This window comes from Embleya australiensis (genome assembly GCF_051903075.1).
Taxonomy (GTDB): Bacteria; Actinomycetota; Actinomycetes; order Streptomycetales; family Streptomycetaceae; genus Embleya.
The window spans coordinates 657,637-683,247 of the sequence record NZ_CP182422.1; the positions used below are offsets into that span (position 1 = coordinate 657,637).

The 25,611-nt window shown below is 74.1% G+C and carries 19 protein-coding genes; 4 read left to right on the forward strand and 15 right to left on the reverse strand.

The features are described from left to right. The first annotated feature begins 161 nt into the window (after nucleotides 1-161). Entirely contained in the window at nucleotides 162-1,523 is a 1,362-nt protein-coding gene (gene gdhA, locus ACMXN5_RS02795; RefSeq protein ID WP_439673836.1) for an NADP-specific glutamate dehydrogenase, read from the forward strand. Nucleotides 1,524-1,564: 41 nt separating this feature from the next. Here gdhA and ACMXN5_RS02800 read toward each other — a convergent pair whose 3' ends face one another. Beyond that, nucleotides 1,565-2,056: a GNAT family N-acetyltransferase gene (locus ACMXN5_RS02800; protein WP_439673837.1), complete on the reverse strand. Its 492-nt coding sequence runs from the start codon at nucleotides 2,054-2,056 to the stop codon at nucleotides 1,565-1,567. 385 nt (nucleotides 2,057-2,441) lie between these two features. On the opposite strand from ACMXN5_RS02800, the gene ACMXN5_RS02805 reads away from it, so the two are divergent. Next, a complete protein-coding gene (locus tag ACMXN5_RS02805) occupies nucleotides 2,442-2,825 on the forward strand; it encodes an RNHCP domain-containing protein (RefSeq protein ID WP_439673838.1) in 384 nt (127 codons plus the stop codon). A 2-nt stretch (nucleotides 2,826-2,827) separates the two neighbouring features. Beyond that, entirely contained in the window at nucleotides 2,828-3,235 is a 408-nt protein-coding gene (locus tag ACMXN5_RS02810; RefSeq protein ID WP_395786821.1) for an RNHCP domain-containing protein, read from the forward strand. A 76-nt stretch (nucleotides 3,236-3,311) separates the two neighbouring features. Here the strand turns inward: ACMXN5_RS02810 and ACMXN5_RS02815 are convergent, their stop codons facing one another. Further along, complete coding sequence (locus ACMXN5_RS02815; protein ID WP_439673839.1) at nucleotides 3,312-4,082, reverse strand: siderophore-interacting protein; 771 nt, start codon at nucleotides 4,080-4,082, stop codon at nucleotides 3,312-3,314. Further along, nucleotides 4,079-5,581 carry an MFS transporter gene (locus tag ACMXN5_RS02820; protein WP_439673840.1) on the reverse strand — a complete coding sequence of 501 codons (1,503 nt, stop codon included), beginning with the start codon at nucleotides 5,579-5,581 and terminating at the stop codon, nucleotides 4,079-4,081. The genes ACMXN5_RS02815 and ACMXN5_RS02820 overlap by 4 nt, the downstream gene beginning before the upstream one ends. Nucleotides 5,582-5,709: 128 nt before the next feature. Here ACMXN5_RS02820 and ACMXN5_RS02825 point away from each other — a divergent pair, with 128 nt between their 5' ends. Beyond that, nucleotides 5,710-6,621 carry a LysR family transcriptional regulator gene (locus ACMXN5_RS02825; RefSeq protein ID WP_439673841.1) on the forward strand — a complete coding sequence of 304 codons (912 nt, stop codon included), beginning with the start codon at nucleotides 5,710-5,712 and terminating at the stop codon, nucleotides 6,619-6,621. A gap of 25 nt (nucleotides 6,622-6,646) precedes the next feature. Here ACMXN5_RS02825 and ACMXN5_RS02830 read toward each other — a convergent pair whose 3' ends face one another. The 12 genes from ACMXN5_RS02830 to ACMXN5_RS02885 form a co-directional block, all read right to left on the reverse strand. Then, nucleotides 6,647-7,099, reverse strand: coding sequence for a VOC family protein (locus ACMXN5_RS02830; protein WP_439673842.1), 453 nt, complete (start codon nucleotides 7,097-7,099; stop codon nucleotides 6,647-6,649). A gap of 120 nt (nucleotides 7,100-7,219) precedes the next feature. Next, nucleotides 7,220-8,017 (reverse strand): PhzF family phenazine biosynthesis protein, encoded by a 798-nt coding sequence (locus tag ACMXN5_RS02835; protein ID WP_439673843.1) that lies wholly within the window; start codon nucleotides 8,015-8,017, stop codon nucleotides 7,220-7,222. Between the two features lie 5 nt (nucleotides 8,018-8,022). Further along, nucleotides 8,023-11,850: a VWA domain-containing protein gene (locus ACMXN5_RS02840; RefSeq protein ID WP_439673844.1), complete on the reverse strand. Its 3,828-nt coding sequence runs from the start codon at nucleotides 11,848-11,850 to the stop codon at nucleotides 8,023-8,025. Between the two features lie 59 nt (nucleotides 11,851-11,909). After that, a complete protein-coding gene (locus ACMXN5_RS02845; protein ID WP_439673845.1) occupies nucleotides 11,910-13,736 on the reverse strand; it encodes a vWA domain-containing protein in 1,827 nt (608 codons plus the stop codon). Nucleotides 13,737-13,739: 3 nt separating this feature from the next. Continuing rightward, nucleotides 13,740-14,711, reverse strand: a complete 972-nt coding sequence (locus tag ACMXN5_RS02850) for a hypothetical protein (RefSeq protein WP_439673846.1) — start codon at nucleotides 14,709-14,711, stop codon at nucleotides 13,740-13,742. After that, nucleotides 14,708-16,666 carry a hypothetical protein gene (locus tag ACMXN5_RS02855; RefSeq protein ID WP_439673847.1) on the reverse strand — a complete coding sequence of 653 codons (1,959 nt, stop codon included), beginning with the start codon at nucleotides 16,664-16,666 and terminating at the stop codon, nucleotides 14,708-14,710. The genes ACMXN5_RS02850 and ACMXN5_RS02855 overlap by 4 nt, the downstream gene beginning before the upstream one ends. A 245-nt stretch (nucleotides 16,667-16,911) precedes the next feature. After that, nucleotides 16,912-19,605, reverse strand: a complete 2,694-nt coding sequence (locus tag ACMXN5_RS02860; RefSeq protein WP_439673848.1) for an SAV_2336 N-terminal domain-related protein — start codon at nucleotides 19,603-19,605, stop codon at nucleotides 16,912-16,914. Between the two features lie 3 nt (nucleotides 19,606-19,608). Further along, entirely contained in the window at nucleotides 19,609-20,709 is a 1,101-nt protein-coding gene (locus ACMXN5_RS02865) for an AAA family ATPase (RefSeq protein WP_439673849.1), read from the reverse strand. Next, a complete protein-coding gene (locus ACMXN5_RS02870; RefSeq protein ID WP_439673850.1) occupies nucleotides 20,706-22,718 on the reverse strand; it encodes a hypothetical protein in 2,013 nt (670 codons plus the stop codon). The genes ACMXN5_RS02865 and ACMXN5_RS02870 overlap by 4 nt, the downstream gene beginning before the upstream one ends. After that, nucleotides 22,715-23,935, reverse strand: a complete 1,221-nt coding sequence (locus ACMXN5_RS02875) for a hypothetical protein (RefSeq protein WP_439673851.1) — start codon at nucleotides 23,933-23,935, stop codon at nucleotides 22,715-22,717. The genes ACMXN5_RS02870 and ACMXN5_RS02875 overlap by 4 nt, the downstream gene beginning before the upstream one ends. A gap of 99 nt (nucleotides 23,936-24,034) precedes the next feature. Further along, the gene (locus tag ACMXN5_RS02880) at nucleotides 24,035-24,613 is read right to left on the reverse strand and encodes a hypothetical protein (RefSeq protein WP_395786813.1); all 579 of its coding nucleotides are present in this window, start codon (nucleotides 24,611-24,613) and stop codon (nucleotides 24,035-24,037) included. A 185-nt stretch (nucleotides 24,614-24,798) separates the two neighbouring features. Next, nucleotides 24,799-25,602 carry a CPBP family intramembrane glutamic endopeptidase gene (locus ACMXN5_RS02885; protein ID WP_439673852.1) on the reverse strand — a complete coding sequence of 268 codons (804 nt, stop codon included), beginning with the start codon at nucleotides 25,600-25,602 and terminating at the stop codon, nucleotides 24,799-24,801. Nucleotides 25,603-25,611: the final 9 nt, after the last annotated feature.

The following is a 25,611-nucleotide window of genomic DNA, read 5'->3' on the forward strand; positions in this document are numbered from 1 at the left end:
CACACGGAATGCAGCATCCCAGGTCGCGGTTCGCGATCACTGAGGGCGTTCCCTCTGACCGGCGCCGCGGTCCGGCGCGGATCGGAACGGGCCGCGCGGCGGATAGCGTAACCGCACCCGATCGCGCGCGACGGGCCCGTTCGACGAAAGGACAACCACCCATGAGCCCCCAGGCATTCGCCGAGCTGACCGGACCGGCCGCGGCGACCTTCGACGAAGTGCTGCGCCGCAACCCCGGCGAGCCCGAGTTCCACCAGGCCGCGCACGAGGTGCTGGAGAGCCTCGGCGCGGTGCTGGCCAGGCGTCCCGAGCTGGCCGACGCGGCGCTGCTGGAGCGATTGGTGGAGCCGGAGCGGCAGCTGATGTTCCGGGTGCCGTGGACCGACGACTCCGGTCGGGTGCGGGTCAACCGGGGTTACCGCGTCGAGTTCAACGGCGCGCTCGGCCCGTACAAGGGCGGGTTGCGCTTCCACCCGTCGGTGAACCTGAGCGTGGTGAAGTTCCTCGGCTTCGAGCAGATCTTCAAGAACGCGCTCACCGGCCTGGGCATCGGCGGCGGCAAGGGCGGCTCGGACTTCGACCCGAAGGGTCGTTCCGACGCCGAGGTGATGCGCTTTTGCCAGTCGTTCATGACCGAGCTGTACCGGCACCTGGGCGAGCACACCGACGTGCCGGCCGGCGACATCGGGGTCGGCGGTCGGGAGATCGGCTACCTGTTCGGCCAGTACCGGCGGATCACCAACCGCTACGAGGCCGGGGTGCTCACCGGCAAGGGGCTCGGCTGGGGCGGGTCGCAGGTGCGTACCGAGGCCACCGGCTATGGCTGCGTCTACTTCCTGGCCGAGATGTTGCGGGTGCGCGGCGATGACCTGATGGACCGGCGGGCGGTGGTCTCCGGGTCGGGCAACGTGTCCGTCTTCGCTATCGAGAAGGCCCGCGAACTCGGCGCGCGGGTGGTCGCCGCCTCCGACTCGGCGGGCTACATCGTCGACGACAAGGGCATCGACCTGGACCTGCTCAAGGAGATCAAGCTGACCCGGCGCGGGCGGATCGCCGAGTACGCCGACCGGGTGGCCCACGCGCGCTACGTCGACGGCGGCTCCGTCTGGGAGGTCCCGTGTGACGTCGCGCTGCCCTGCGCGACGCAGAACGAACTGGACGGGGCCGCCGCGGCGCACCTGGTCAAGCACGGTCTGATGGCGGTCGCGGAGGGTGCCAACATGCCGTGCACACCGGAGGCGGTGCACGTGTTCAAGGCGGCGGGCGTGCCGTTCGCCCCGGGCAAGGCGGCGAACGCCGGCGGGGTGGCCACCTCCGCGCTGGAGATGGCGCAGAACGCGGCCCGCACATCGTGGAGCTTCGCCGACACCGACGCCCGGCTCGGCGCGATCATGCGCGACATCCACGCCACGTGCCTGGCGACCGCCGCCGAGCACGACCGCGAGGGCGACTACGTCCTGGGCGCCAACGTGGCCGGCTTCCTGCGGGTCGCCGAGGCGATGACGGCCTTCGGCGTGGTGTGACCCACCGGGCCCGCCGCCCACACACGGGCGGCGGGCCCGAGTCACTCGGGGCGTACGGACACGTCCGGCCCGACGGTGCGGCGGAACACCTGCCGGGAGCCGCCCTCGGGGCCGGGTGCGGCGGGTTCGGCGGGGGTGAAGCCCAGGGACGTGTAGAAGGCGCGGGAGCCGCCCTCGACCGCGCCCGGGTGGTCGGCCCCGAAGGTGACCAGTTCGACGGTGCCGGCACCGAAACGGCGCATCGCCTCGGCCATCAGCGCACGACCCACCCCGCGCCCCCGGGCGCGTTCCGACACCACCAGCCAGTGCACCCGGTACACCGGCGCCTCGGTGCCGAACAGCAGGCCGCCCAGGAGCCCGCCGGCGGGATCCCCGTCGTCGGGCACCACCAGCGCCCGATCGTCGCGCACGTGCTCGTCCAGGGCCGCGTGGAAGGCGGGTTCCGCGACCATCGGCCCGAACCAGTGCTCCACCTCGGCGGCCAGGGTCAGGAATCCGGGCCGATCGGCCTGCTGCGCGAGTCTGACGATCATCCGCCGAGTCTGCCAGGAACGACCGCCCGCCCGGCGGCCCCGTCGCCCGGCCCGCGGCCCGTCCGCACCGCCGTGCGGAAAATCGTTGGCCCCGGCTCCGCGCCCGCTGTTACCTTCGCCGCGTCATACCCCGCGCCGACCCGCGCGGCCCCCTTCCACCGAAATCAGGTGTTGATGCCCGTGCCCGCGCCGAGCGCGCCTCGTACGACCGCGGTCGGATCCGACACCGGGAAACCTCCCGGACCGCACTGATCCCCCGGTGGGCTCGCCGGTCCACACGCAGCGCACCGCGCGGCGCGTGACGGACCGCGGCGACGACCCTTCCGAGACCGCTCGGCGCTTCCTTGCTGTCAGTGCTTCCACCTCCCGGCAAGGAGATTTCCGAGTGTCCACCGGCACCACCGATTCCGACCGGAATCACCCCACTTCACCGCGCGTCAACACCTTCGGGTGCGTGCGCTGCGGCCTCACCGTGACCACCGTCGACCCCGCCGGCGACCGGCGCAACCACTGCCCGAGCTGCCTGCACTCGCGGCACGTGGTGGACCACGTCGAGGGCGGCCCGTCCGAGTGCGGCGCGCGCATGTCGCCGATCTCGATCGCGGTGCTGCGCAACGGCGACTGGATGCTCGTGCATCGGTGCATCCGCTGCGACGAGCTGACCTCCAGTGCCATCGCGCCGGACGACAACCAGCTGATCCTGATCCGGATGGCCGTGCGACCACTGGCCCAACCACCGTTCCCGCTCGAAGTGTTCGGGGAGCTGTGAGCATGGGCCGACACAGGTCGAGCGGCCGGCGCCCCCAGCGGTACAAGGACGTCACGCACGGCCGGACCGGGCGCGGCGACGCGTTCCGGTGCGTGGCGTGCCGGCTCGACGTACCGCTGGCGGCGCCCGGCACGGCCCATCGCAACCACTGTCCGCATTGTCTGACCAGCCTGCACCTCGACCGCCGCGTCCCGGGCGACCGCGCGGCCGAGTGCCGGGGACGGATGACCGTGCTGAGCATGTCCGTTCGGGCGGACGGGGAGTGGCAGCTGATCCATCAGTGCCGGTCCTGCGGTGAGCTGGGCGCGAACCGGATCGCGGGCGACGACAATCCGCTCGCCCTCCTGCGGCTCGCGCTGCGCCCGCTGACCGACTCGACCCGACCGATCCGCGCGTTGCTCACGCTGTAGGGCGACGCCCGGAGAGGCGGGTGGGCGCCGGTCGAGCCGATCACGGCCCGACCGGCGCCCGTTCGCGCCCTGCCCGCTACTCCATGCCGGTGCGTCCCGGCGACCAGAAGGGCTTGGTGAGCACCGATCTGCGGTCCCAGCCGTGGTCGGCGACCAGGCGATCCCGGACCAGCTTGACCGTCCTGGCCTCGCCCGCCACATAGGCCACCCCGGGCGTCGCGGGCAGCGCCAGTCGGCCCACCGCCTCGGCCAGGGGCGCCGAGGACGCCGCCGACGCGTCGCCGCGTTCGAGCCAGGTGAGCCGTTCGGCGTGCGGCATCGGCAGCCGATCGGCCGCGCCCGCGGTCTCGATCACCCCGTACACATCCGCCCCGGAGCCCACCGCCGCCAGCATCGCGCCCAGTGCCACCGACGCGGTCTCCTCGCCGACGAACACGTGGTACGGCGCGTCGAAACGCAGCACGAAACCGCCCTCGGGCCGGCCGAACCGGACCCGGTCACCGCACCGCGCCGCCCGGCCCCACGCGGCTCCCGGGCCCGTGCCGCCGTCGTGGTCCAGTACGCACAGATCCAGCGTCCCGGCCGTCGGGTCGTGGGCCCAGACCGAGTAGGTGCGCAGCAGGTTGCCCATCCCCTTGCGCCAACCCGCCATCGAGAGCACGTCGTTCACATGCACCCGGACCTGTTGGCCGGGCCGGCAGGCCACCCCGCACAACCCCGCGTCCTCGATCCGGATCCGGCGCATCCGGGCCGCGATCGGCTCGGTCTCGACGATCGTGCCGGACAGGAACACCCGGTCGAGCAGTCGGTTCATCGGCCCCCGGCGCCGACCCGTCTCGGAGCTCATGCGGCGCTCCCGGAGGACACGCGGACGGCCGAGGTGCCGGCCCGGTCGCGATAGCCCACCGCGACCGCGGCGGTGGCCACCAGGACCAGGACGCCGACCACCAGCAGGCCCATCGACATCGCGTCGGTGAACGAGTCCACCACGCGGGCGTGTTCCGCGCCGCGGGCCCTGGACAGTTCCACCGCCGGCTGACCGTCGAACCGCACGGCCAGGATGGTGCCGAACACCGCGACCCCGAGCGCGGCGCCGATCTCACGGGCGGCGGTGTTCAGACCGGATCCCAACCCCGCCTGGTGCCTGGGCAGTTCGGAGACCACGCCGAAGGACAGCGCGGGCGCGCACAGTCCCATGCCCGCGGACAGGATCAGCAGGTAGGCGGCGTAGACCGCGTACGGGGTGCGGGCGTCCACCGTCGCCATGCACAACAACCCGACCCCGATCAGGCCCAGGCCCAACACCACCAACGGCCGGGCGCCGAAGCGTTGTTGCGCCTTGACCGCGACCTTGGGCGCGAGCGCCATGCCGACCGTGAGCGGGACGATCGCAAAGCCCGTGCGCATGGCCGAGAAGCCCTTGACGTATTGCAGGTACTGGGCGTTGATGAAGAACAGCGCGAACAGTCCGAAGAAGCTCGCACCGATCCCGAGCACGCCGGCCCGCAACTTGGCGGACTTGAACACGCGCGGGTCGAGCAGCGGATTCCTCGCCCGCAGTGCGTACAGCACGAAGCCGAGCAAAAGCCCGCCGCCCAGCGCGAAGCCGCCGATCACGTGCGTGGAGCCCCAGCCGAACTCCGGGCCCTCGATGATCCCGTACAACACCGCGACCAGGCCGGCGATCAGCAGCGCGGCGCCGATCGGGTCGAGCGCGGCCGGATGCGTCTCGGTGCGGGGGGTGACCCACTGGACGACCGCGGCGAGCACCAGGGCGAGCGGGACCATGATCCAGAACAGGCCCTGCCAGGGCAGGTATTCCTGGACCAGACCGCCGCCGACGTTGCCGAGCAGGCCGCCCAGGCCGACCGCGAGCGTCCAGGACGCCATCGCCTGCGGGCGGCGTTCGGCCGGGAAGACGTGCATCAGGATGGACATGGTCGCGGGCATGATCAGCGCGGCGCCCGCGCCGGAGATGCCGCGACCGGCGATCAGCGTGGCGGAGTTCGTGGCGAGCGCACTGACCGCGGCCCCGGCGGCGAACACGCCGAGCCCGGCGAGCAGCGCGCCCTTGCGGCCGTAGCGGTCGCCGAGCGCGCCGGCGGGGATCAGCAGGCCGGCGAAGACGATCACGTACGCGTCGACGATCCACAGGATGCTGTCGGCGGACGGATGCAGCCGGGACGCGGCCAGTTGCGGAATGGCCAGGTTGATCGCGGCGACCATGCTCTGCGCGACCAGCACACAGGCGCACATCGCGATCAGCACGGCGCGCGAGGAGCCGGCGCGTTCGGTTTCGGCGCCGTCGGCGCGCCGCGCCGACGTGCCCAGGACGGGCGTGGACATGGGTCCCCCAGGAACTGACTGTCTGCGAAGGAAGGGAAGCACGGGTGGTGCGGGGAACTGCGTGTCCGGACTCCTTCACCGTAGGCTGAGGCGCCGGTTTACTCCAATGCATGTATCGCATGGAAAGGATGCGCGTGACGCAATCCGGGATGGACCTCAACCTGCTCACCGCGCTCGACGCGCTCCTGGAGGAGTGCAGCGTCTCCGGCGCGGCGCAGCGAATGCACCTGTCCGAGCCGGCCATGAGCCGCACACTGGGCCGGATCCGCAAGGCGCTGGGCGACCCGGTCCTGGTCCGGGCCGGGCGGACGATGGTACCCACGCCGCACGCGCTGGCCATCCGATCCGAGGTGCGGGTGGTACTGGAGCGCGCCCGGACGTTGTTCACCGCGGCCGGCGAGGTGGACCTGCGGACGATGTCCCGCACCTTCACCGTGCTGTCCCACGACGCGTTCACCGCGGCCTGCGCCGCGGAGCTGTTCACGCGCGCGGCGCGGGAGGCCCCGGGGGTACGGCTGAAGTTCCTGGCGGAGAGTCACACCGACACCCAGGCGCTCCGCGACGGGATCGCCGACCTGGAGGTGGGCGTGATCGACGCCACCGCGCCGGAGATACTGACCGAGCATCTGTTCGACGACCGTATGGTCGGCTGCGTCCGGGCCGGGCACCCGCTCCTGCGCGGTCGGTGTACGCCGGAGCGATTCGCCGCCGCCGAGCATCTGATCGTGTCCCGACGCGGCAAGCTGCACGGCCCGGTCGACACCGCGCTGGCCGAACTCGGACTCACCCGCCGGGTGGTGGGCGCCGTGCCGACCTACCCGTCCTCGCTGTTCATCCTGTTGGAAGGCGACCTGGTCGGCCTGGTCGCGGCGCAGTTGATCGGCTTGACCGAGGCTCGGGGGTTGCGCACCTTCGAGGTTCCGCTGTCGTTGCCGCCGCTGCCGATGGGACTGGCCTGGCATCCGCGCCACGACGCCGATCCGGGGCACGCGTGGTTGCGCGGGTGTGTGCGCGACGTGTTGACGGCGGGCAGGACGTGACGGCGCGCGGAGCGCTGCGCGCGGGTCAGCCGTCGAGGCGCATGAGTTCGATCCGGGTGCCGTCCGGGTCGGCCAGGAACACCAGTTCGGTCGATCCGGTCTCGCTCGGCAGGCTCGCCCGGGTCCCGGTCAGCAGCGTGCCGCCGTGTTCGACCAGCCGGGCGGCGGCCGCGTCCACGTCCTCGACCAGGAAGGACAGGTGGGTCAGGCCGAGCTGATTGCGCCGCCGCGAGGGTTCGCCCTGCGGGGCGGGCGAGGCGTAGTACAGCAGTTCGACGACCATGCCCTCCTTGGCGATCAGCTGGGAGACCAGGCGCACGTCCCCCTCGACCTCCAGGGTGTGTGCGACCTCGTTGCCCACGTCGTAGCGGGCCACGGGGGCGAAGCCCAGGCCGTCGCGGTAGAAGCGCAGCGCCCGATCCAGGTCGGTGACGCACACGCCGAGGTGGGACGGGGTGTAGCTGACGGCGTCGGACACGGCGCGGCTCCCGGGGTAGCTGACGGTTCGTCAGATCCAGTGGTGCCCGCACGCTAGCAACGACGGGCGCAATGATCCACCACCGTGTCGGGCGCAGAAGCCCGCCGGTCGCCCCCGGGCTCAGTCGGTGATCAGGTCGCCTTCGAGTACGGTGACCGCCGCGCCGTACAGCCGTACCCGGTCGCCGACCAGTTCCACCCCGACCGTGCCGCCGCGCGCGGACAGTTGCCCGCCGGTCATCCGGCGGCGGTCCAGGCGCGGGGCCCAGTAGGGGCCGAGCACGCAGTGCGCCGAGCCGGTGACCGGGTCCTCGGCGACGCCGACCGAGGGCGCGAACACCCGCGAGACGAAGTCGACCCGCCCCTCCCCCGCGGCGGTGACGATCACCGCCCGATACGGCAGCGTGGCCAGCATCGCCAGGTCCGGCGCCACCGTGCGCACCGCCGCCGCCGACGCCACCTCCACCAGCAGGTCGTCACCGCCGGCGGCGACCAGGATCGGCTCCACCCCGAGGGCCAGGCCCAGTTCGGTCGGGATCGGCACCTCGCGCGGCGGCAGCGCCGGGAAGTCCAGGACCACGCCGGCGCTGTCGAGCGACGCGGTGAGCACCCCGCTGCGGGTGGCGAAGCGGATCCGCGACGCCGGCGCCGACCCCTGCCCGAACAACACGTGCGCGGTGGCCAGCGTCGCGTGCCCGCACAGGTCCACCTCGGTCTGCGGAGTGAACCAGCGCAGTCCGAAGTCCGCCGCGTCGCCCGTGGTCGGTACCGCGAACGCGGTCTCCGAGTAGCCCAGTTCGGCCGCCACCGACTGCATCCAGGCGACGTCGTCGGCATGTGCCGCGTCGGGCAGGCACACCCCCGCCGGATTGCCCCGGAACGGCCGGTCGGTGAACGCGTCCACGACGTAAATGCGCATGCCCTTCACCGTACCCAACGACGTCGAACACGCGGGCGTACCCAGAACCATCCGAACCACGCCACCCCGGCGACGGCGAGCGTGCCCAGGCCCGCGAGCAGCCACGGCCACCAGCTCAGGTCCACCCGCTCGTCGCCCCGGTAGAGCAGGTCGTCGCCGGCGACGTCGGTGCGCGGCGCGAGCCGCGCGTCCGGGAGTTGCTCCCTGATCGTCTCGGCCAGCGGGCTGTGCACCTCCCCCACCACGCGCGCCCGCGCGTCGTAGTGACCGGCGTCCGCCCACATGCCGTCCGTGCGGTGCGTACGCGCGGCCAGATTGACCGAGAAGTACACCGGCTGCCCGGGAGCCAGCAGCGGCGCGCCGTCCTTGAGGCCGACCACACCCACGCCGTCCACCCGCAACCGGGTCACCTGGAGCGGCACCCGGGTGGTGCCGGCCACCAGGCGCAGGCACATCTCGCGCCCCGAGGACAGATCGAGTCGCCGGTCCGGCGGAACCGGCCGGAAGGCACGGCAGTCCACCGCGTCCGGCTGCTCCGGCGGCGGCACCAGCCAGGTCGCCTGCACACCCTTGTCCCGGTCCGCGTCGACGAGCCGGGCCGCGTGCCGCAGGTACAGACCGGTCCGCGCCTGGGTCAGCGCGACGCCCGGGTCGGCCGGATCGTCGCGCAGCACCCGCGTGTTCGGCAACACCCGCTGCAGGGCCGGCCCCGCGCTGCTGTCGCTGGCCAGCGGCACGGCGAACCCGGACACCGCACGGCCCTCCTCGCCGAGCCGGTCGAAGTCCTTGCGCAGGTCCGGGCCCACCGCGTCGCGGGCCGCGTCCGAGATCAGCACGACCCCGTCGACCGAGTCCGGCGCGGAGGTGCGCAACACGACCAACGCCCGCTCCAGGGCCGCGTGCACATCGCTCGGCGGCTCGGCCCCGATCGGCGGCGCACCGCCCGCCGGGTTCCCGTCGGCCGGCCCGCTCGGGCGCGGCGGGGGCAGGCGCGCGGCCATCGCGGCCGGGTCGGTGACCGGCTCCAGGCCGTTGCCATGCTCGGTCGCCACACCGTCGAAGGTGACCAGCGCGACCCGGTCGCGCGCGGACAGCCGGGCCAGGAACGCGGTCAGCGCGGACCTGGCCGTGGCATAGCGCCCGGTGCGCTGCATCGAGGCCGAGGTGTCCACGAGGATCACGTAGTTCACCCGCTCCCGGTCCGCGCCCAGGGTGGTGATCAGCCGCTCGGCGCCATAGGGGTCGGGCGGTTCGGTCCTCGCGGTCGTGGCGCGCGCGACGGCCGCGGCATCACCCGGCGGCACCGCGGCCAGGAGCGCGATCAGCGCGAGGATCGCCGGTATCGCCAGCACCCGCAGCGCGTCGCCGTGCTTGAGCGCGGTCCGCAACTGCTTGAGGTGGCGGCGGAACGTCTCGAACTCCTCCTGCTCACGTTCGACGATCGACGCCGCGGCCTCCGGCCCCCAAGCGTGCGCGGCGATCGACACCCGGATCGCGCGCAGTTCCTCCCGGGCCTGCGCCGGGGCGCCGCCGCGCACGATCAACTCCCGTTCCAGGCTCGGCAGCAGCAGGTCGCGTTCGCGGTCGGGCGCGGCGTGCCACCAGCGGCCGACCTCGTGCACGTACAGGTCGCGCCGCACGCGGGCCGCGCCGTCCACGATCTCGCCCGCCCACACCCCGGCCGCCGCCACCGCGTCCACCCCGCGCAACGCGTTGCGGAACCAGCCACTCGCGGCGCGCCCGGCCAACTCCGGGCGGGCCCGGGCGATCGCCGCCCACCACGCGTCGTCCAGGCCGGGCAGTTCGGCGAGCCGCGCATCGGCGAGCACCGCGTCAGCGACCGCGGCGGTGACCGCCGGATCGCCGGCACGGACCAGTTCGCCGAGCAGTTCGGGGGTGACCGCCACCGCACGCAGCAGCGTCGCGATCCACCCGGCGAACCGCCCCTCGGCGACCGGCTCGTGGCGCAGCGCCAGCAGATCGGCCGCCGCGTAGGGCCCGTCCGTCGGCGCACCGCCGAGCGCCAGCCGCAGAACGTCGGCCCGCACGCGCGCGGCGACCGGTGCCCCGGGGCCCAGCGGCTTCTCCAGGAGCGCGGCCAGTCCGCGCGCGGCGGGGTCGGCGCGCTGCTCGGTGAGCGGGACCAGGATCGGCCACAGGTCGTGCAGCACCGCGGCGATCGTGGCGGTGTCGGTGTGTCCGGCCACGCGCAGGGTGAACACCGCCTCGGCGGGCGGGATCTCGGCCGGCCGCAACCGCTCGCCCGCGAGCAGTGCGTACGGCGCCAACCACTCCGGCGCCCGGTCGTCCCAGGGCCGGATCACCTCCAACCACGCGCCCAGGTCGGCGCCCGCGGTGTCCAGGAGGCGGCGCAGCACCACGGGGTGGTTCCACAGCGCGTCGTAGAGCGCGGGCACCTCGGTGGTCGGGGTGGGCCCAAGGAGTCGGCACAGGTCGGCGACCAGGGCCTCCGGCGAGACCACGTCCGCGTCGGCCTTCCCCGCGCCGTTGACCGAGGGTTCGGGCACGCGCAGGGCCCGCGCGTCGAGGCCGGCGGGCGGGGTGGAGCCGGCCAGGAGCGGCGGCACCGGGCCGAGCAGGACGTGCACGAGCCGATCCCCGCGCCCGGCCGCCACCGCCGTATTCCACCCCAGCGCCAGGCTCGCCGGGCGGGCGCGCAGCGCGGCGGCCATGTCCCGGGTCACCTCGTCGCCGTCCTCCGCCCGCCAGCGCTCGGCGATCGGCGCGGCCAGCGCGACGTCGCCGCCGAGCAGCCGCTCCAGCGGCGAAAGGGGCGCCGGTGGCGCCGGTGGCGGGGGCGTCGGGCGGGCCGGCGACGGCGACGGCCGTGCCGATGTCGGCCGCGTCTCGACGCCCGGCGCACGCGAACTCGGCCCGGCCGGGTCACCGGCGGCGAACCGGGCGGCCTCACGGCCCGGTTCCGCCCCCGGGGCCGGCCCGACCCGCACGCCCGATTCGCCGGCGCCCCCCGCTGCCGCGTCCGGTCCGAACCGAGCGCCCACCTCGGCGAGCAGCCCGAGCAGGCGGTCCCCGGCCACCGGCGTGCCCGCCTCGCGCAGCGTCGCGAGCGCGGCCACCAGCGGGTCGAGCCCGATGCGGCGGCGCAGCATGGTCAGTTCGCCCAGGTAGGCGCGGGCGGCGGGGAGGTCGGGCACGGCCGGCACGCCGTCCAGGGCGACCCGGACCGTCCCCGGCGTGGGCACCCGGCCGAAGGCGAGTCGGGGGCGCAGTCGGCCGGTGGGGCCGAGCGAGGTGGCGAAGCGCAGTCCGGCGCGGCAGCCGTACGGGAGCAACGCGGTGATCCGGTCCAGGAGTTCGAGCCGGGCCCGGCTGTCCAGGCGGTCGGCGCCGGTGATCACCACGGGGCCGGCCAGGACCGCCGCCGCGACCCCCGCGAGCCATTCGAAGTCGGCCGGGTGCAGACCGACGGCCGGCGGCGGCCCGGGCAGCCGTACCCGGAGCGGCCGTTCCCGGTCGGTGGGCAGGTCGATGCCGCGAAAGGCCAGCCACAGCGCGGTGTACGTGGCGCCGGCGGCGGCGATCTCGGTGTAGGGCGCGGTGAAGTAGCGCACCCCCTCCGGATCGCGCAGCGTCATCGCGACGAACGAGTCCTCGCGCCCGGCACCGGTCACCCCGACCCAGCCGGGCGGCGCGTACTCGTCCAGCGTGGGTCGCACCAACCGCTCGAAATGCTCCCGCCGTTCGGGTCCCGCGCTGCACGCCGGCACCGCGCCGTCGTGGTACCAGGCCCAATGCGCCCGCAACGTGCCCGCGGTCTCGCGGGGGCGGTCGTGTCGGTCGGTCGCGTCCACGTGAACCTTTCCGTGCGGGATGCCGGTCGAGGTCGGGCCCGGTGCCCGAACACACGATGTCAGCGGGGCGGCCGGGGGGTCGGGGTCGGGGGGATCAATCCTGCCGGTGCTACCGGTGTGTGTTGTTCCCCGGGATCGGGCCGGGTGATCCCCGAGTACCGGCCGTTCTGCGCGGGGGTGTCCATCGGGGCCGGTTCCGCGGCGCTCGACACCGGGTCGGCGCCGCCGGGCCGCGGTGTGGGCGGTCGGCGCAACACCCGGGCGCGGACGCCGTACAGCATGGTGGCGTCGTCGACGCCCAGCCGCCGTCGGGACGTGTGCACACGCCCGTCGCGCTCGTGGCGCGCGGTCAACGTCACCCCGCGTCCGGAGCGCGGTCGGCGGCCCCGGGCCAGGAAGGACGTGATCGCGCCGGCCGCCGGATCGTGCTCATGGGTCCAGCGGTGGCGCATTCCCAGGACCGGGTGTGCCGTGCTCTCGGGGAACTCCGATCGTTCCTCCTCCATGCTCAGTTCGATGTACACACCGGCCGGGAACCAGCGCCACGCCGCCGTTCCCCCCGCCGCGACCAGTGCCATCGCCGCCACCAGGAGCGCCCACACCGACCACATGACCGATCCGCGTACCCGGCCCGTGTAGGCCAGTCGGCCGTCGCGCAGGCCGGTGGCGGCGTACGGGCCCGGCACCCGCAGCAGGTCGGCGAACTCGGCGGCCCGGGCGGCCGTCACGGTGCCCTGCACGGTCGTCGACGCGGCGTAGGTCCGCGATCGGGCGAACAGATCGGTGCGGGTGCGCTCGTGCGCCCGCACCTCGATCGGGAAGTGTCGCGGCACCCCGGGTTCCAGGGTGATCGGGTCGCGAGGCAGCGCCCGATCGATCGCCGGATCGCCGGTGTGCAGGTCGGCGACGGTCAACCGGATGCGGTGCGCCGTGGAGACCAGGGTCAGGCAGAGCGTGCCGCGGCCGGACAGGTCGATCGGGTCGACCGGCGGCTCGGCGCCGGCGCAGTCGGCGTCGGTGGGGCGGGCGCCGCGCGGGTGTGCGGGCGCCGGGGCGAACCGGGCCCGGACCGTCGCGTCCCGGTCCGCCTGCACCACCGCGGCCCCCTTGCGCACGCGCGCGTCCTGTTCGAGGGCGCGCACCCGGGCCGCCTGCTCGGCGACCGAGCCGCTGAGCGTCTCGGCCCTGGGCAGCACCTTCGCGATCAGGTTGACCCCGCGCCCGTTGTCGCCGAGCGGCATCGCGTACGCGGCGATCGGGCCGCGTTCGGCGACCGCCTTGGCGTACTCCTGCCGCAACGCCTCCCACCCCGGCGCCGATTCGTCGGCGAAGCGCGGATTGTTCGGCGCGTACAGATCGGCGTCGGTGAGCACCACGATCGCGGTCGGCGGCCGATATCCGCCCGCCGACGGCTGGGCCGCGGCGACGATCCCGGACACCGACACCATCGCCGCGCCGAAGTCGCTCTCCACGTCGTTCGGCTTGGGCAACCCCTCGAGGAACGCGGAGACGGCCTCGCCCCGGGGCGCCACGTCCAGTGGCCGAAAGACGGTGGTGGTCGCGCCGAATCGGATCACCGAGATCCGGTCCCGGGGCTGCATCGCGGTCAACAGGTTGCGCAGCGCCTTCTTCGCCTCGTCGTAGCCGCCGTTCTCCCGCATCGACGACGACACGTCGAGCACCAAGTAGAAGTCGGCCGGTTGGGCGTCGGTGCCCAACTCGTCCAGCAGTCGTGCGGTCGAATCGGCGGGCGGCTCGCCGTCGGCCCGGGCGACGGCGTGCGCCGGGGACGCGGCCGCGCACAGCGCGAGGATCAGCGACAGCACGGAGACCACGAGCCGGGTACGGGCCCGGGGCCGGCGGGGGTTCGGGGCGATTCGGGACATCGGTCATCCCCTCTTCGCGATGCGCACCGCGCGCATGCCGAGAATGGGTTCCAGCACGCCCTGGGGGTGGGGCGGTCCGTCGAGGCCGTTGCCGTGCGGGTCGACGTTGCGGCAGCTCTCCGGGTCGATCCGGCCCGCGGAGCGGCGAAAGCCCGCCGCCGAGGTGGCGTAGTAGCGGATTCGGCCGAAGTGCCGCTCGAGGATGCCGGGCAGTTCGGCGGCGGCCGGGTTCGGGCACGGCCCGTCGCGCTCGCACAACCGGCGGAAGTACGCCTCGGGGTCGCGTACCCGGACCCGGCCGTCGCGACCCAACTCGGCCCAGGCGCCCAGGCGGGCCTCCCGATACAGCGTCATGTCGTCGATCTTGGTGACGCACACGGCCGGTTCGAACGGCAACAGGCCGCGGGGGTCGGTGCGCGGCTGGAGGTCGGCGGCGGCTTCGGTGAGCGTGCGGTCCAGCGCGCGTATCGCGTCCTCGCCCGCGCCGCTCGCGTCGGTGGGGTCGAACAGCACGATCAGGCCGGTGCAGTCGGCCAGGGTCTGCTTGACCGCGTCGCGCCGGGTGCTCGGATCCGGCAACTCGGTGATCGTGGCCACGAATCGAGAGCGGTCGGTGAGCCGGTGCAGCGGCACGACGCGCGGATCGCGCCGGAAGAGGAAGCGGTATCGCGACGGCTCGGCGGTGTCGACGCTCCCGTCGGGCTCGCCCGGGAACCGGTGTTCGTGCAGCAGCGCGTGGTCGGTGTGCCGCAGGAAGCGCTGGGTGGCGTCATCCGTTCCGAACACCTTCCACCGGCGCACGTGGTTTCGGCCGCCGCCGTGCCCGAGTGCGCGCGAGCGCTCCTCGGCGGCCTCGGGGACCATCGCGACGAACGTGGTGCGGCCCGATTCCGGCGCGCCCCACAGGGCTATGCGCTTCTCCAGGACCGCGCCACCGGTCGGCTCCCCGTCCCGGGTACCGTACGACCGCGTCATCGGCGCACCCCCTTCCCACCCGACTCGCCGGCCGAGGGCCTGGTGACCACGTCGAGCAGCAGCGGCGCGCCGGTCGTGCCGGTGAGCGCGGCGCGACCGAATCGCAGCAGGTCGGCGGGTGTGGCGCGGCCGAGCGTGAAACACCCGTCCGCGCCCAGCAGTCGCCACGCCTTCAGGGTGCGATCGTGGACCCGGGGGTCCGCCGCGCCCGCATATCCGGGGTCGTCGGTCACCAGCAGGTACCGATCGCCCGGCCGGGCCGCCCGTCGGGCCGCCAGGTCCGCGTCCCATCGGCCCCCGCCGTACGCCTGCGCCGGATCGAGGCCCTGCACGTAGGGGTGCGGGCCGCGCAGGCCGACGGTCACCACGAGAGTGGGCCGATGCACTCGCCGGCCGAGCGTGCTCGTGCGCAGCAGTGCGCACACCCGCTCCAGGGGTGCGGCGTACGGGTCCACCGCGGGTGTCCCGACCCAGTCGGCAATCGCCGCCCGGGTCGTATCGGGCGGGGTGAAGTCGACCCGGCGCAGCGGGTCGTGGCGGCTGCGCCGGGGTCGGGGGTGGTCGTCGTAGCCGAGCACGGCGGCCCGCTCCCAGTACACCGACCGATCCCCGCGGGCCGCCCTCGCGAGCAGCGCGCGGACGAAGTCGAGCCGGGCGGCGGTCTGTTCGGGGGCTCCGCCCAACTCGACCACGCACAGGAGGTCGTAGGCGGTCGGCGGGTCCGGCCGCCAGAAGGGACGGGGCAGCGCGGGGCCGCCGGCCGGCGGCCCCGCCGGCCGAAGGTCGGTGCGGCCCGCGCCCAGCACCCAGGCGGCCCCGCCGGAGACGGTGACGTCCACCCGTCCCGGCCCGATCATCCGCACGGTGAGCCGGACTTCGCCGGGCGGCGCGAACACGGTGACCCGTTCCAGCTCGGACCACGCGCCGGGATCGGCCACGTCGGCGACCGCCACCGCGACGTCGTGCCCGTCCGGGCCGTCGCCGCGCAGGCCGAGGGTGATCTCGGCGAGCGGGGGGCCGTCGGCCGCGCCCGGCGCCGCCCCTCGGTCCAGGAGCAGGGTTCGATCCGAGTCCTCCGCTCCCGGGTCGACGCCGACCAGGTGCAGCGCATGGCGGACGGGCACGTCGAGGGCCAACAGTTCGATCAGTTGGGGAAGTTCGATGCTCTCGTCGTCGAGCGGACCGCCGCCGAGCACGGCGGCCGGCCGCACCTGCTCCCGCACCACCTCGGCCGCGAGCGCGCACCAGGTCCACTCCGGGCGGCGTTCCACCAGCACCAGGGCCCAGGCCCGCTCCCAGGGCCCGCCCGGCAGCGCGCGCCAACCACTCGGATCGGCCCAGTTGTCCCGCAGCGTCGTCCGGGCCCGGGAAGCCAGCGCCTCGGGAGCCTCGGCCGTGCCCACGGCCGGTCGCCGACCCACCCCGCCGGCCAGGGTCAGGTCGCGGGCCGCGTCGTCCTCGGGCAGCCAGGGCACCACCTCGCGCCAGTCGTGGCGCGTCCGGTTCGCCGAGGGCGCGCCGACGAAGCCGCGTTCGTCGAGCGTCACCCACTGCGCGGCCAGGTACCGGGTCCCGATGTCCACGAACAACACCAGGTCCAGTTCGCCGGCGGTCAGCGCACTGAGCAGGGTGAGCACCGCGGCCCGCCCGGTCCCCGGGACCGATGCGGCGGCGACCAACGGAGCCTCCGGGACCACCGGGCCGAACCTGACCAGATCGGCCGGCGCCCGGGGCACCTCGGTCAATCCGCGCGCATGCGCGATCCGGAGCACGGCCGCGTAGTCGAAGGCCCGCGCCGCATCCTGGTAGGCGGTGGGCCCGGGATCGGCCGGCGGCCACGCGCAGGCCCGGCAGGGGCCCACGACCGGAGCCGGCCCCCAGCAGACGGGGCACACCGCCTCCGGGACCGTGTCCCGATCGCCCGGCGCGCGCGGACCCGTCGACGCGGTGCTCACCGGTCACCCACCCGTCGCTGAACTCCCGGCACGAATCCCCCCGTTCGTCCCCTCCGGAGCACCCCGCCGACGCCTCACCGGTCGTGGAGCCCCGGGTGTGTCGACCTCGCGAGTCGGCGAACGACCCTGCACGCGGTGACGACCACTTACCCGCAGTGGCCGATCGTAGTCCCGCGCATGGCCGACTCGAAGCGTTTCCCATGGGTTGTGATCAGTCGTCCGCCGGCCGGTGATCCGAGCATCGGTCAGTCGACCACCACCGGCCCTTCCAGCGACGTCACCGTGCCGTCGAGCCCGGCGAGGATCAACCGCCCCCGGGCCGCGACCGCCACGGACACGCCCACGTCGGAACGGATTTCGGCCAGTCGACGACCGGTGGCCAGGTCGTGGGTACGGATACCCCCGGCCTCCCCGGCCACATGGACCAGCCCGTCCGCCAGGGTCACCCGCAGCCCGGGTTGCGGCACGTCGGCGGTGCGCCAGACCCGACGTCCCGACTCGGCGTCGAACGCGTACAGGAAACCGTCGGCGGTCACCACCACCACCAACCCGGCGCCGACCCCCGGTGTGCTCAACACCCCACCCGGCAACCGCGCCCGCCAGACGACCTCCCCGTCGGTCCAGCGCAGCGCCGCGATCCCGGCGGTGGCGAGCGGGACGTACACGTGCTCTTCGTCGGCCACCGGGGCGGCGTGCACGGCCTCGGACAGGTCCTGCGACCACGAGGCGGATTCCGAGCGCGCATGCCACGCCCTGGCCCCGCCCGCCCGATCCACCACCGCGGCCCGATCCCCCGAGACACACAGTCCTGCCGGTGCGCCCGAGCGTGTCCCCCCGAGTTCCGTCGTGTCGTTCGCGCCGTCGAGCCACGCGACGCGACCGTCCACAGTGGCGACGAACAGCCCATCCGTACCGACCGGCCCCGGCACCAGCGCCACCACTGCGGCGTCGCCGACCCGCACCACCGCGTCCGGCGCGGACCTCCTCGTCGGGTCGTACCGATACAGCCCACCGCCGTCATGCCCCGCCCACACCCGCCCCGACGCCACCACCGGCGCACACCGCGACGGCACGCTCAGGTGAACCGTCCACCGAGCCAGCCCCGTCAGCGGATCGAGGACCACCAGCGTCCCCGCCACGTCCTGCACCACGATCAGCCCGTCCATGACCACCGGCCGCGCCCGGATCCAGTGGCTCATCCGCGTGGTCCAGGCCCGGGTCAGCTCGCGCCGGCGCAACATCGGGCCGTTCGCCCGAGCCTCCAGGCGTCGGGCCCGGGGCCGGTAGTCGGGTCCGAGGCGATCCAGCAGCGTCGCGCCGACCCGGGCGAGCGGGCGGCTGTGCGGGCCGAGCAGGCCGACCGGGGCGGGCTCGCGCGCGGTGAGCAGGTCCTGGAAGTCGAACTCGGCGTGGCCGTTGCGATCGTGCAGGAACTCGGCGACCCGGAAGTACACCTCCAGGGCCGACCGTCGGCTCATCGCGGTCAGCAACGTCTCACGGACTTGCTCGTCCAGGTCGTACACCACGTCGTCCGGTCGCGCCGCCTCGTCCCGATCCGGCGACTCGACCAGCAGGCCGCTCAGCATCACCTCGGCGGCGAACGCGGGGTCCTCCCGCGCGAGCACCGCCGATTGCACGACGCGCATCGTGGCCGGGCTGATCGGCGCGGCGGCGAGTTTCCCGAGCAGTTCGACGGCGTCCGGGGAGGCGCCGGCGCGGAACTCGGCGAGCCGTACCGCCGGTGTGCGCCGGTCCTCGGCCGGCACCGGGGCGGGCGCGGGCCCGGCCGCCGCCCCGCGCGGATCGAGCACCCACGCGGGGCCCGCGAACTCGCGACCGCGCTCGTCGGTGATCATCCGGGCCCAGCGGGAGAGTTCGCTCCATCGGCCGGCTCGGCGATCCGCCGGGTCGTCCGCCCACAGGCCCTCGGGGTGCAGGCCGATCAGCGGTACGGCGACCCGTTCGGGCGGGCCCGTCCAGTGCGGGTCGTGCCGGAGCCGAAAGGCCGATCGGCGGCCGGCGCCCGCGCCTCGGCCGCGGAAGACGACCGGGGTGGACGGGATCCGCGCGCGCTCCCACCAGCGTTTGGGCAGCAGGTTCAGCAGCACCACGTGGCACTGCTTCGCCCACGAGGCGAGCATGGCCGAGGTCTGCGGGTGGGACCAGGCGCGGCCGACCCCGTCGGTGATCACCATGATGATCCGCCGTCCGGTGGGGCCGACCGGCGCGGCGGGTTGGGCCGGCGTGCCGAACGGCGTGCGCAGTACCGCGCGACCTGGCACGTCGGTGTCGAGGGACCAGGAACGCACCGCGCGGAACGTGCCGTTCCCGCTCACGAGTCGGGTGAACTCGGCGAGCAGGCGCCGCCACGGGGCGATCGAGGGCGCGGTGTCCACGACGAGGGCGAGTTCGAACCAGCGTTCCCGGGCCGGTTCGAGCACGGGCACGATCAGGTCGGTCAGCGCCGCGTGTTCCGCGGTGGCCTCCTCGTCCAGGACCACCGCGTCGGGCGCGGCGCCGTGGTGGCGCAACCGGCGCAGCAGGCGGGCGAGTTCGAGCCGGTCGGGCAGGATCGAGGCGGCCGGTGGCCGGGCCTCGTCGAGCCATGCGGGCAGGCGCGGTGCGGCCCTGCCCACCGGGCCGGTGCCGATCTGCTCGATCGACTCGACGGAGTCGGGCACGGCGGTGAAGGCGAGGGAGGTCTCCGGGCGGGGGCCGCGCACCGCCGGTGGCGATCGGCGGGCGATCGGCGCGGGCGGGGGCTCCGGTCCGGGCGCGATCGGCGGCGCGGGCCCGGGGGGCGCGGGCGCCGGGCCGGCCGGCGCCGCGATCTCGGCCGCCGCGGCGGGCGGGCCGCCGCTCGTGTCGATCACGGCGGTCAACCACGCCCAGTCCAGGACCGCGTCGACGGTGACCCCGGCGGGGTCCTCCTCCGCCATCGCTCATCCCCCGTTCAGGTCGTGGAACAGGAGGGTGGCCAGCGTGTCGTTGGTGGGCAGGTGGTCGGCATGTCCGGCGCGCTCGCGGATCCCGTCGCGGAACTGCATCGCGTTGAGCAACTGGTCCGGGGAGAGCAGCGGCCCGTCGACGCCGTTCGCCAACTCCAGGTAGTGGTCGAGCAACGACTCGTCGAGGGGTACTCCCTCGGGCAGGCGGCCGCGCACGATGCGCTTGAGCACGTCGCGGTCCGGCGCGCGCAGTTCCAGCGGCACGCAGCGCCGCCGAAACGCGGCCGGGAAGGCGCGTTCGCCGTTGCTGGTCAGGACGACGATCGGGAACGCGGCGCAGCGCACGGTGCCGTCGCGCACCTCGACCCGGGCGCCGAAGTCGCCGTCGTACGGTGTCACCTTCGCGCTGCGCAGCCGGGCCCGGCGCAGTTCGGGGATCTCGAAGCCGCCGGTCTCGAACACGTGCAGCAGGTCGTTGGGGAGGTCGACGTCGCTCTTGTCGATCTCGTCGATCAGCAGCACCCTCGGGTGCGGGCGGCGCAGCAGGGCGTCGCCGAGCGGGCCGAGGGTGATGTAGGCGCCGATGTCGTCGACGTCGGCGCCGGCCGGGGCCGCCGCGCCCTTGGCGCGCAGGTTCATGTCGTGCAGGCGGGCGAGCACGTCGTATCCGTACAGCCCCTCACGGAGGGTGGAGCGGCTGGTGATCCCCCAGCGCAGCACCGGGCCCAGGCGCAGCCGGGTCGCGATGCTGCGGGCCAGGGTGGTCTTGCCGGTGCCGGGGCGGCCGGTGACCAGGAGCGGCCGGCGCAGGTGGATCGCGGCGTTGACGAGGTCGTAGACGCGGCGGTCGCCGTGGAATTCGCCCGAGTACGGTTCGCCGGCGCGTTCGCCGGGCAGCGCGGCGGGCTCCGGCACGTGGTCCCCGACGTCGTCGGTGCCGAACAGCCGCCACGGCGGCGGAGGCGGGAGTTCGACCGGGCCGGTCCCGGCCGGGGCCCGGGTCGCGCCGCCGGTGTCGCCGCGGTAGATCCACCACGGCGCGGCGGGCTCCCCCGGATCGTGGTCGCCGACGGTGCTCGTGGTGACCTGGCTCATCGCTCGTCCCCCCTGCCCGCCGGGGCGCCGCGCAGCAGTCCCGCACCCTGCCACGGACGCCAACCGGGATCGTCGAACACCAGCACGACCCGCTCCGGCGGTGTGGCCCTGCGCCCCAGGGTGCGCCGCAGGAGGGTCACGGCGGAAGGCAATTGGGTCAGGTTTCGGTTCTTTTGCTCCAGCATCCGGTACAGGTCCCGCCCCACCGCGGCACCGGAGCAGCCGCCGTGTGCGCCGTTCGTACCGGCGCACGCGTCGGTACAGGTGGTCCCGTGCGTCCACAGCAGGGCCCAGTCGCCGCGGCCGACCGCGGTCTCGACCGTGCCGGGTCGGTCCGGTCGGTGCTCCCAGCGGTAGTCCTGGAGGAAGCCGACGGGCTCGTCGTCGCAGTCGTGGCTGCCGCCGCCGCACAGGTGCCGATTCAGGTGCCGCACCGCCGGATTGGCGCGCAGGCCGGCGGATTCGGCCCAGGTGTCGTAGTGCATCGGCCGGGCCACGCCGTGCCGCACGATCGGCCGCAGCACCACCTCGTGGTGTTCGCCGAGCACGATGTGGTCGTCGGCGCCGCCGATCCGGACCGCCTCGAAGGGTTCGTTGAACAGCTCGGTCGGCAGCACCAGTTGCACTCGGGCCTTGGCCAGGGAGGTCCAGCCGGTGCGGATCGTCAGGTAGAAGTCGGCGAGGTGGTCGTCGAGTCGCTCCCGGGGCAGGCCGGTGCCCGAGGGCAGGCCCGGTGGCGTCTCGAAACGTTCGAAGCCGACGTAGAAGCGTGGTTCGGCGTCGTAGCGCACCCGGTCCGGCCGGTCGGGCGAGTATGCGTTCTCCCGGATGAACACCACGAGCGTCAATGGTTGCCGCTCGCGTACCTCGGCCGGGTGGAACGCGTCGATGTGTCCGTCTTCGCGCAACTGCTCGGCCCAGTCGGCGACATGCGTCTGGTGACACCCGGCGTACAGCCACTCCAGGAGGTGGCGGATCGGATGCCGGCCCGGCGGCCCGGGCAGCGACATCAGCGCCGCTCCCCACGCGGGGAGGTCGGCGCCGGCGAAGACCCATTCGGGGACGCCTCGTTCGCGCAGGTAGGTGCGCAGCACGCCGGGTTCGCCGGCACCGATGTCCAGGTCGGCGAGGAGCGCGAGCAGGCGGTGTCGGTACAGGCCGAACTGGTTCTCGGGGTCGCGCTCGCCCTCGCGCCAGTCGGCGGCGCCCGGCCCGCGGTACATCGGCGACTGGCGCAGTGGTCGGCCGCCGGGGCCGCTCGCGGCGAGCCGGGTGTCGATCTCGTCGAACATCTCACGAAAGGCCGGCACGGTCAGCGCGTCCGGTCCCCGCAGGGTCAGGTGTTCGATCAGGGCCGTGGTGAACGCGGGCCGGTCCGCCGGGCGGTAGGCGAACTGGCCGTCTTCGGCGGCGAAGACGGCGGAGATGCGGGCCTTGGCCGACTTGTCGCTCGGGCCGGCCGCGGTCAGGTTCAGCGGGATGGCCCCGGGTTCGCCGCGGCGGTCGGCGCAGGTCTCGAAGACCAGGAACTGGTCGACTCGGCGCGGCACCTCGCCGCATCGGGCCAGGAGTTCGTCGACGCCGATCGCCCGCACCGAGAGCCGGGAGTCACCCGCCAGGTGAAACGCGGGCAGCTCCAGCCACCGCCCGTGCGCGTCCAGCCGGCCGTGGCCGGTCCAGTGCAACAGGAACCGGTCGCCGTCGCGCCAGTTCTCCCCGAGCCCGCCGATCACCCGCTCGAAGTCGACGTGTTGCAGCTCACCGGGCCCGGCGCCGGGTCCGACCAGGATCGAATCCGCCGCGATCAACTCGCGCAGCCGCTCGGCGGTCGGCCTCGACGCGGCCCGCACGGACGCGAGCACGGTGATCCACTCGGCACCGGCGGCACCGCTCGTGTGCAGCCACTCGACCAGCTCCAGGGTCTGCGCGAGCGCTCCCGGCAGATCGCCCGGCCCGCCCTCGTGCGCCGGATAGTGCTCGACGCAGACGAACAAGGCGTGCACCGTCACCGGGCGCCCTCCACCGCGCGCACGATCTCGTCGTAGAGCCGCGGGCAGCGCCAGTAGGCGCCGTGGGACCGGGGGAAGGGTCGGCGCACCCGGACCTCGACGTCGCGCACCGCCGTCCCGAAGACCGGCGCGGCGCGGAACGACAGCCAGTCGCGGGCGTTCCACACGTTGGTCCACGGAATGTCCAACCGGTTCGGCGGGTCCGCCTGCGCCGGGTGGGTCGCGAGCGCGCCGACCGCGCCGAGGTAGCCGATCTGCGACCCGACGGTGATCAGCGCCCGCACACCCGGGAGCGGATGGCGCCGCCGCTCGGGCGTGTCCGGCCCGGCCGCCTCGGCCAGCGTCTCGAACGAGGCGATCCCGCCCAGGGAGTGCGCGAGCAGCACCACCGGCCCCTCGATCCGGGCGATCCGCGCCGCGAGGTAGGCACGCAGCGTCGCGCCGTGCGCCTGGTAGTGGAGGATGTCGCCGATCGCGGGCACGCTGCCGCCCAGGGTGCCGCCGCGCAGCGTGTTCTGCAGCGGCCAACTCGCGTACATCAGGCCGCTCTTGAAGGTCCGGCCGACCCAGGTGCCGCCGGCGGTGGTGCCGCCGCACGCGTCGCGCACGGCGGCGACGAGGATGTCGCGCCACTCCGGCGACCACGCGGTCGGCGCCTCGGACCGGGCGGCGAGCGCCTGCTCGAAGCCGGCCACCACGGCCCGGCCGATCACGTCGTAGTCGGCGCTCGCGGCCAACACCTCGACCGCGCCGGTGAATTCGGCCGAGTCGGCGACGTCCCGCGCCGCCGCGGCGAAGACGTCCGGCCACTCGGGCGGCGCGCCGGGCAACACCGCGGCGAGGTCGATCCCGACCACGTCGTGCTCCACCGCCCAGCGCAGGTCCTCCGCCGCCTCGGTCCGCCGCCCGCCGGGCGCCGCGCCCGCGGCCACCTCGCGCAGTTCGTGGCGGGGGTGTCGTTCCAACACCGCCCACAACCGCAGTTCGGCCTCCTCGGGGTCGACCTCGGCGGCCGATCCGCCCTCGGCGGGGTCGGCGATCCCGATCAGCGCGCGCAGTGCCGGCGAGACCTCGACGCCGAACGCCGCGCCCCAGTCCACCGGTTCCACCCGCACCTCCGGCAGCCGTGCGGCGACCCTGGCGGTGATGGTGCGGACCGCGGCCGAGTCGGTCACATCGCGCACCCCGGTTCCGTGCACGAAGACGAGCGTGGTCATGGGCTCTCCCCCGGAGTCGATCTCGGTCCGCCCCGCCCGCCGTACGCTAGTGATCCAACCGACCCGATGGAGTGTGTTCCGAGGCGCCCCCGCGATCGCTCAATGTGTGCAGGCGGGGATCTGTTTGCTCAGGTCGCCGCCGGTGTCCAGGAATATCGCGGGCACGAAGCCGGTCCGGCCCTCCACGTCGATCTGCGCCCAGGTCTTGCTGGAGGAGCCCGCGTAGTAGGCGATCGAGCCCTCCGTGTGGCAGTTCGCGCGCACCTCGGTGCCGGTCTTGATCTGCACGACCTTGTCCGACTGGTACGACGTGCCCTTGTACAGCACCAACTGGCCGCCGGTGTGCACGGTGGCCGCGACCGAGCCCGGCTTGGGCCCCGCCGCGCTCTGCCCGGGCCCGGTGGTGGCCTTGCCCGTACCGGACTTGCTCGCGCTCGGCGAGGCCGACGAACTCTTGCCGCCGGTCGCGTCCGCCGACTTCTTCTTGTCGCCGGACCCGCCGCCGTCCACCGTGAGCAGCGCCACGAAGAAGACGATCACCAGCAGGATCAATCCGCCGGCCACCATCAGGATCCGCACCGGGTGTCGACTCAGCGCGTTCAACCCGAACCGCCCGCGCGGCGGCCCGCCGATGGGGTTCGGTGTGGAGAAGAACTCCGCCCGCCTCCGGTTGTCCATACGACCCCCTGCGTCCCCGCGTCGCCCGATATGCGCCTGTCCGCCGGCGAACCCCGCTCGATGGAGGTCTGCCCACAATGCCCATCAGACACCAACGACGCCCACAAGACGTACCCACGAGTCCACAAATCGATCGCCGCGACCGACCACGACAACGCCGCGCGGCCCCGAAGTCGGGCCCGCCGCTACGCCGTCGGCAGCCAGTCCACCCGGCCGGCCAGCAGCACATATCCCACGAACGCCACGATGTCGATCAGCGCGTGCGCCACGAGCAGCGGCATCACCCGTCCCCAGCGCCGGTAGAGCAGGCAGAACAGCACGCCCATCACCACATTGCCGAAGAACCCGCCGATGCCCTGGTACAGGTGGTAGGAGCCGCGCACGACCGAGCTGATCGCCACCGCCTTGACCCACGGCACCCGCAACTGGTCGAGCCGGCGCAGCAGATAGCCGAGGACGATCACCTCCTCCAGGGCCGCGTTCTGGATCGCGGACAGGACCAGGACCGGGATCCGCCACCACACGTCGGGCAGCGTGGTGGGCACCACGGTCAGGTTCGCCCCGGCCGCGTGCGCGCCCAGGTACAGCGCCAGGCCGGACCCGCCGATCGCCGCCGCGACCGCCGTCCCGCGCCCCAGGTCCCACCACGGACGGGTCCGGTCCACGCCCAGGACGCGCATCGAGGAGCCCTCGCGCATCAGCAGGTGCGCGACCAGGAAGACCGGCACCAGGGCGGTGGCGATCCCGAACAGCTGCCAGGCCAGGTCCAACCAGGGCCGATCCACCGCGCGCGAACCGTTGAGCACCGCGGCCTTGTGACCGAGCCCGCCCGGCGCGGTCAGCGAACCCAGGAAGGAGATCAGCGAGGAGACCCCGGACGCCCCCAGGGACAGGGCCAGCACCAGCACCAGCTCGGAGCGCAGGACGCGGCGCCGGAACTCGGGGGGCGTCTCGACGGTCTCGGACGCGGGCTCGGTGATCACAGGCACACGGTATCG

What these genes read in the sequence shown, in the direction of transcription:
- ACMXN5_RS02810 (WP_395786821.1), top strand. Translation starts at nt 2,828, where the DNA reads ATGGGCCGACACAGGTCGAGCGGCCGGCGCCCCCAGCGGTACAAGGAC.
- ACMXN5_RS02825 (WP_439673841.1), top strand. Translation starts at nt 5,710, where the DNA reads ATGCGCGTGACGCAATCCGGGATGGACCTCAACCTGCTCACCGCGCTC.
- gdhA (WP_439673836.1), top strand. Translation starts at nt 162, where the DNA reads ATGAGCCCCCAGGCATTCGCCGAGCTGACCGGACCGGCCGCGGCGACC.
- ACMXN5_RS02800 (WP_439673837.1), bottom strand. Translation starts at nt 2,056, where the DNA reads ATGATCGTCAGACTCGCGCAGCAGGCCGATCGGCCCGGATTCCTGACC.
- ACMXN5_RS02820 (WP_439673840.1), bottom strand. Translation starts at nt 5,581, where the DNA reads ATGTCCACGCCCGTCCTGGGCACGTCGGCGCGGCGCGCCGACGGCGCC.
- ACMXN5_RS02875 (WP_439673851.1), bottom strand. Translation starts at nt 23,935, where the DNA reads ATGACCACGCTCGTCTTCGTGCACGGAACCGGGGTGCGCGATGTGACC.
- ACMXN5_RS02815 (WP_439673839.1), bottom strand. Translation starts at nt 4,082, where the DNA reads ATGAGCTCCGAGACGGGTCGGCGCCGGGGGCCGATGAACCGACTGCTC.
- ACMXN5_RS02865 (WP_439673849.1), bottom strand. Translation starts at nt 20,709, where the DNA reads ATGAGCCAGGTCACCACGAGCACCGTCGGCGACCACGATCCGGGGGAG.
- ACMXN5_RS02835 (WP_439673843.1), bottom strand. Translation starts at nt 8,017, where the DNA reads ATGCGCATTTACGTCGTGGACGCGTTCACCGACCGGCCGTTCCGGGGC.
- ACMXN5_RS02880 (WP_395786813.1), bottom strand. Translation starts at nt 24,613, where the DNA reads ATGGACAACCGGAGGCGGGCGGAGTTCTTCTCCACACCGAACCCCATC.
- ACMXN5_RS02850 (WP_439673846.1), bottom strand. Translation starts at nt 14,711, where the DNA reads ATGACGCGGTCGTACGGTACCCGGGACGGGGAGCCGACCGGTGGCGCG.
- ACMXN5_RS02860 (WP_439673848.1), bottom strand. Translation starts at nt 19,605, where the DNA reads ATGGCGGAGGAGGACCCCGCCGGGGTCACCGTCGACGCGGTCCTGGAC.
- ACMXN5_RS02845 (WP_439673845.1), bottom strand. Translation starts at nt 13,736, where the DNA reads ATGTCCCGAATCGCCCCGAACCCCCGCCGGCCCCGGGCCCGTACCCGG.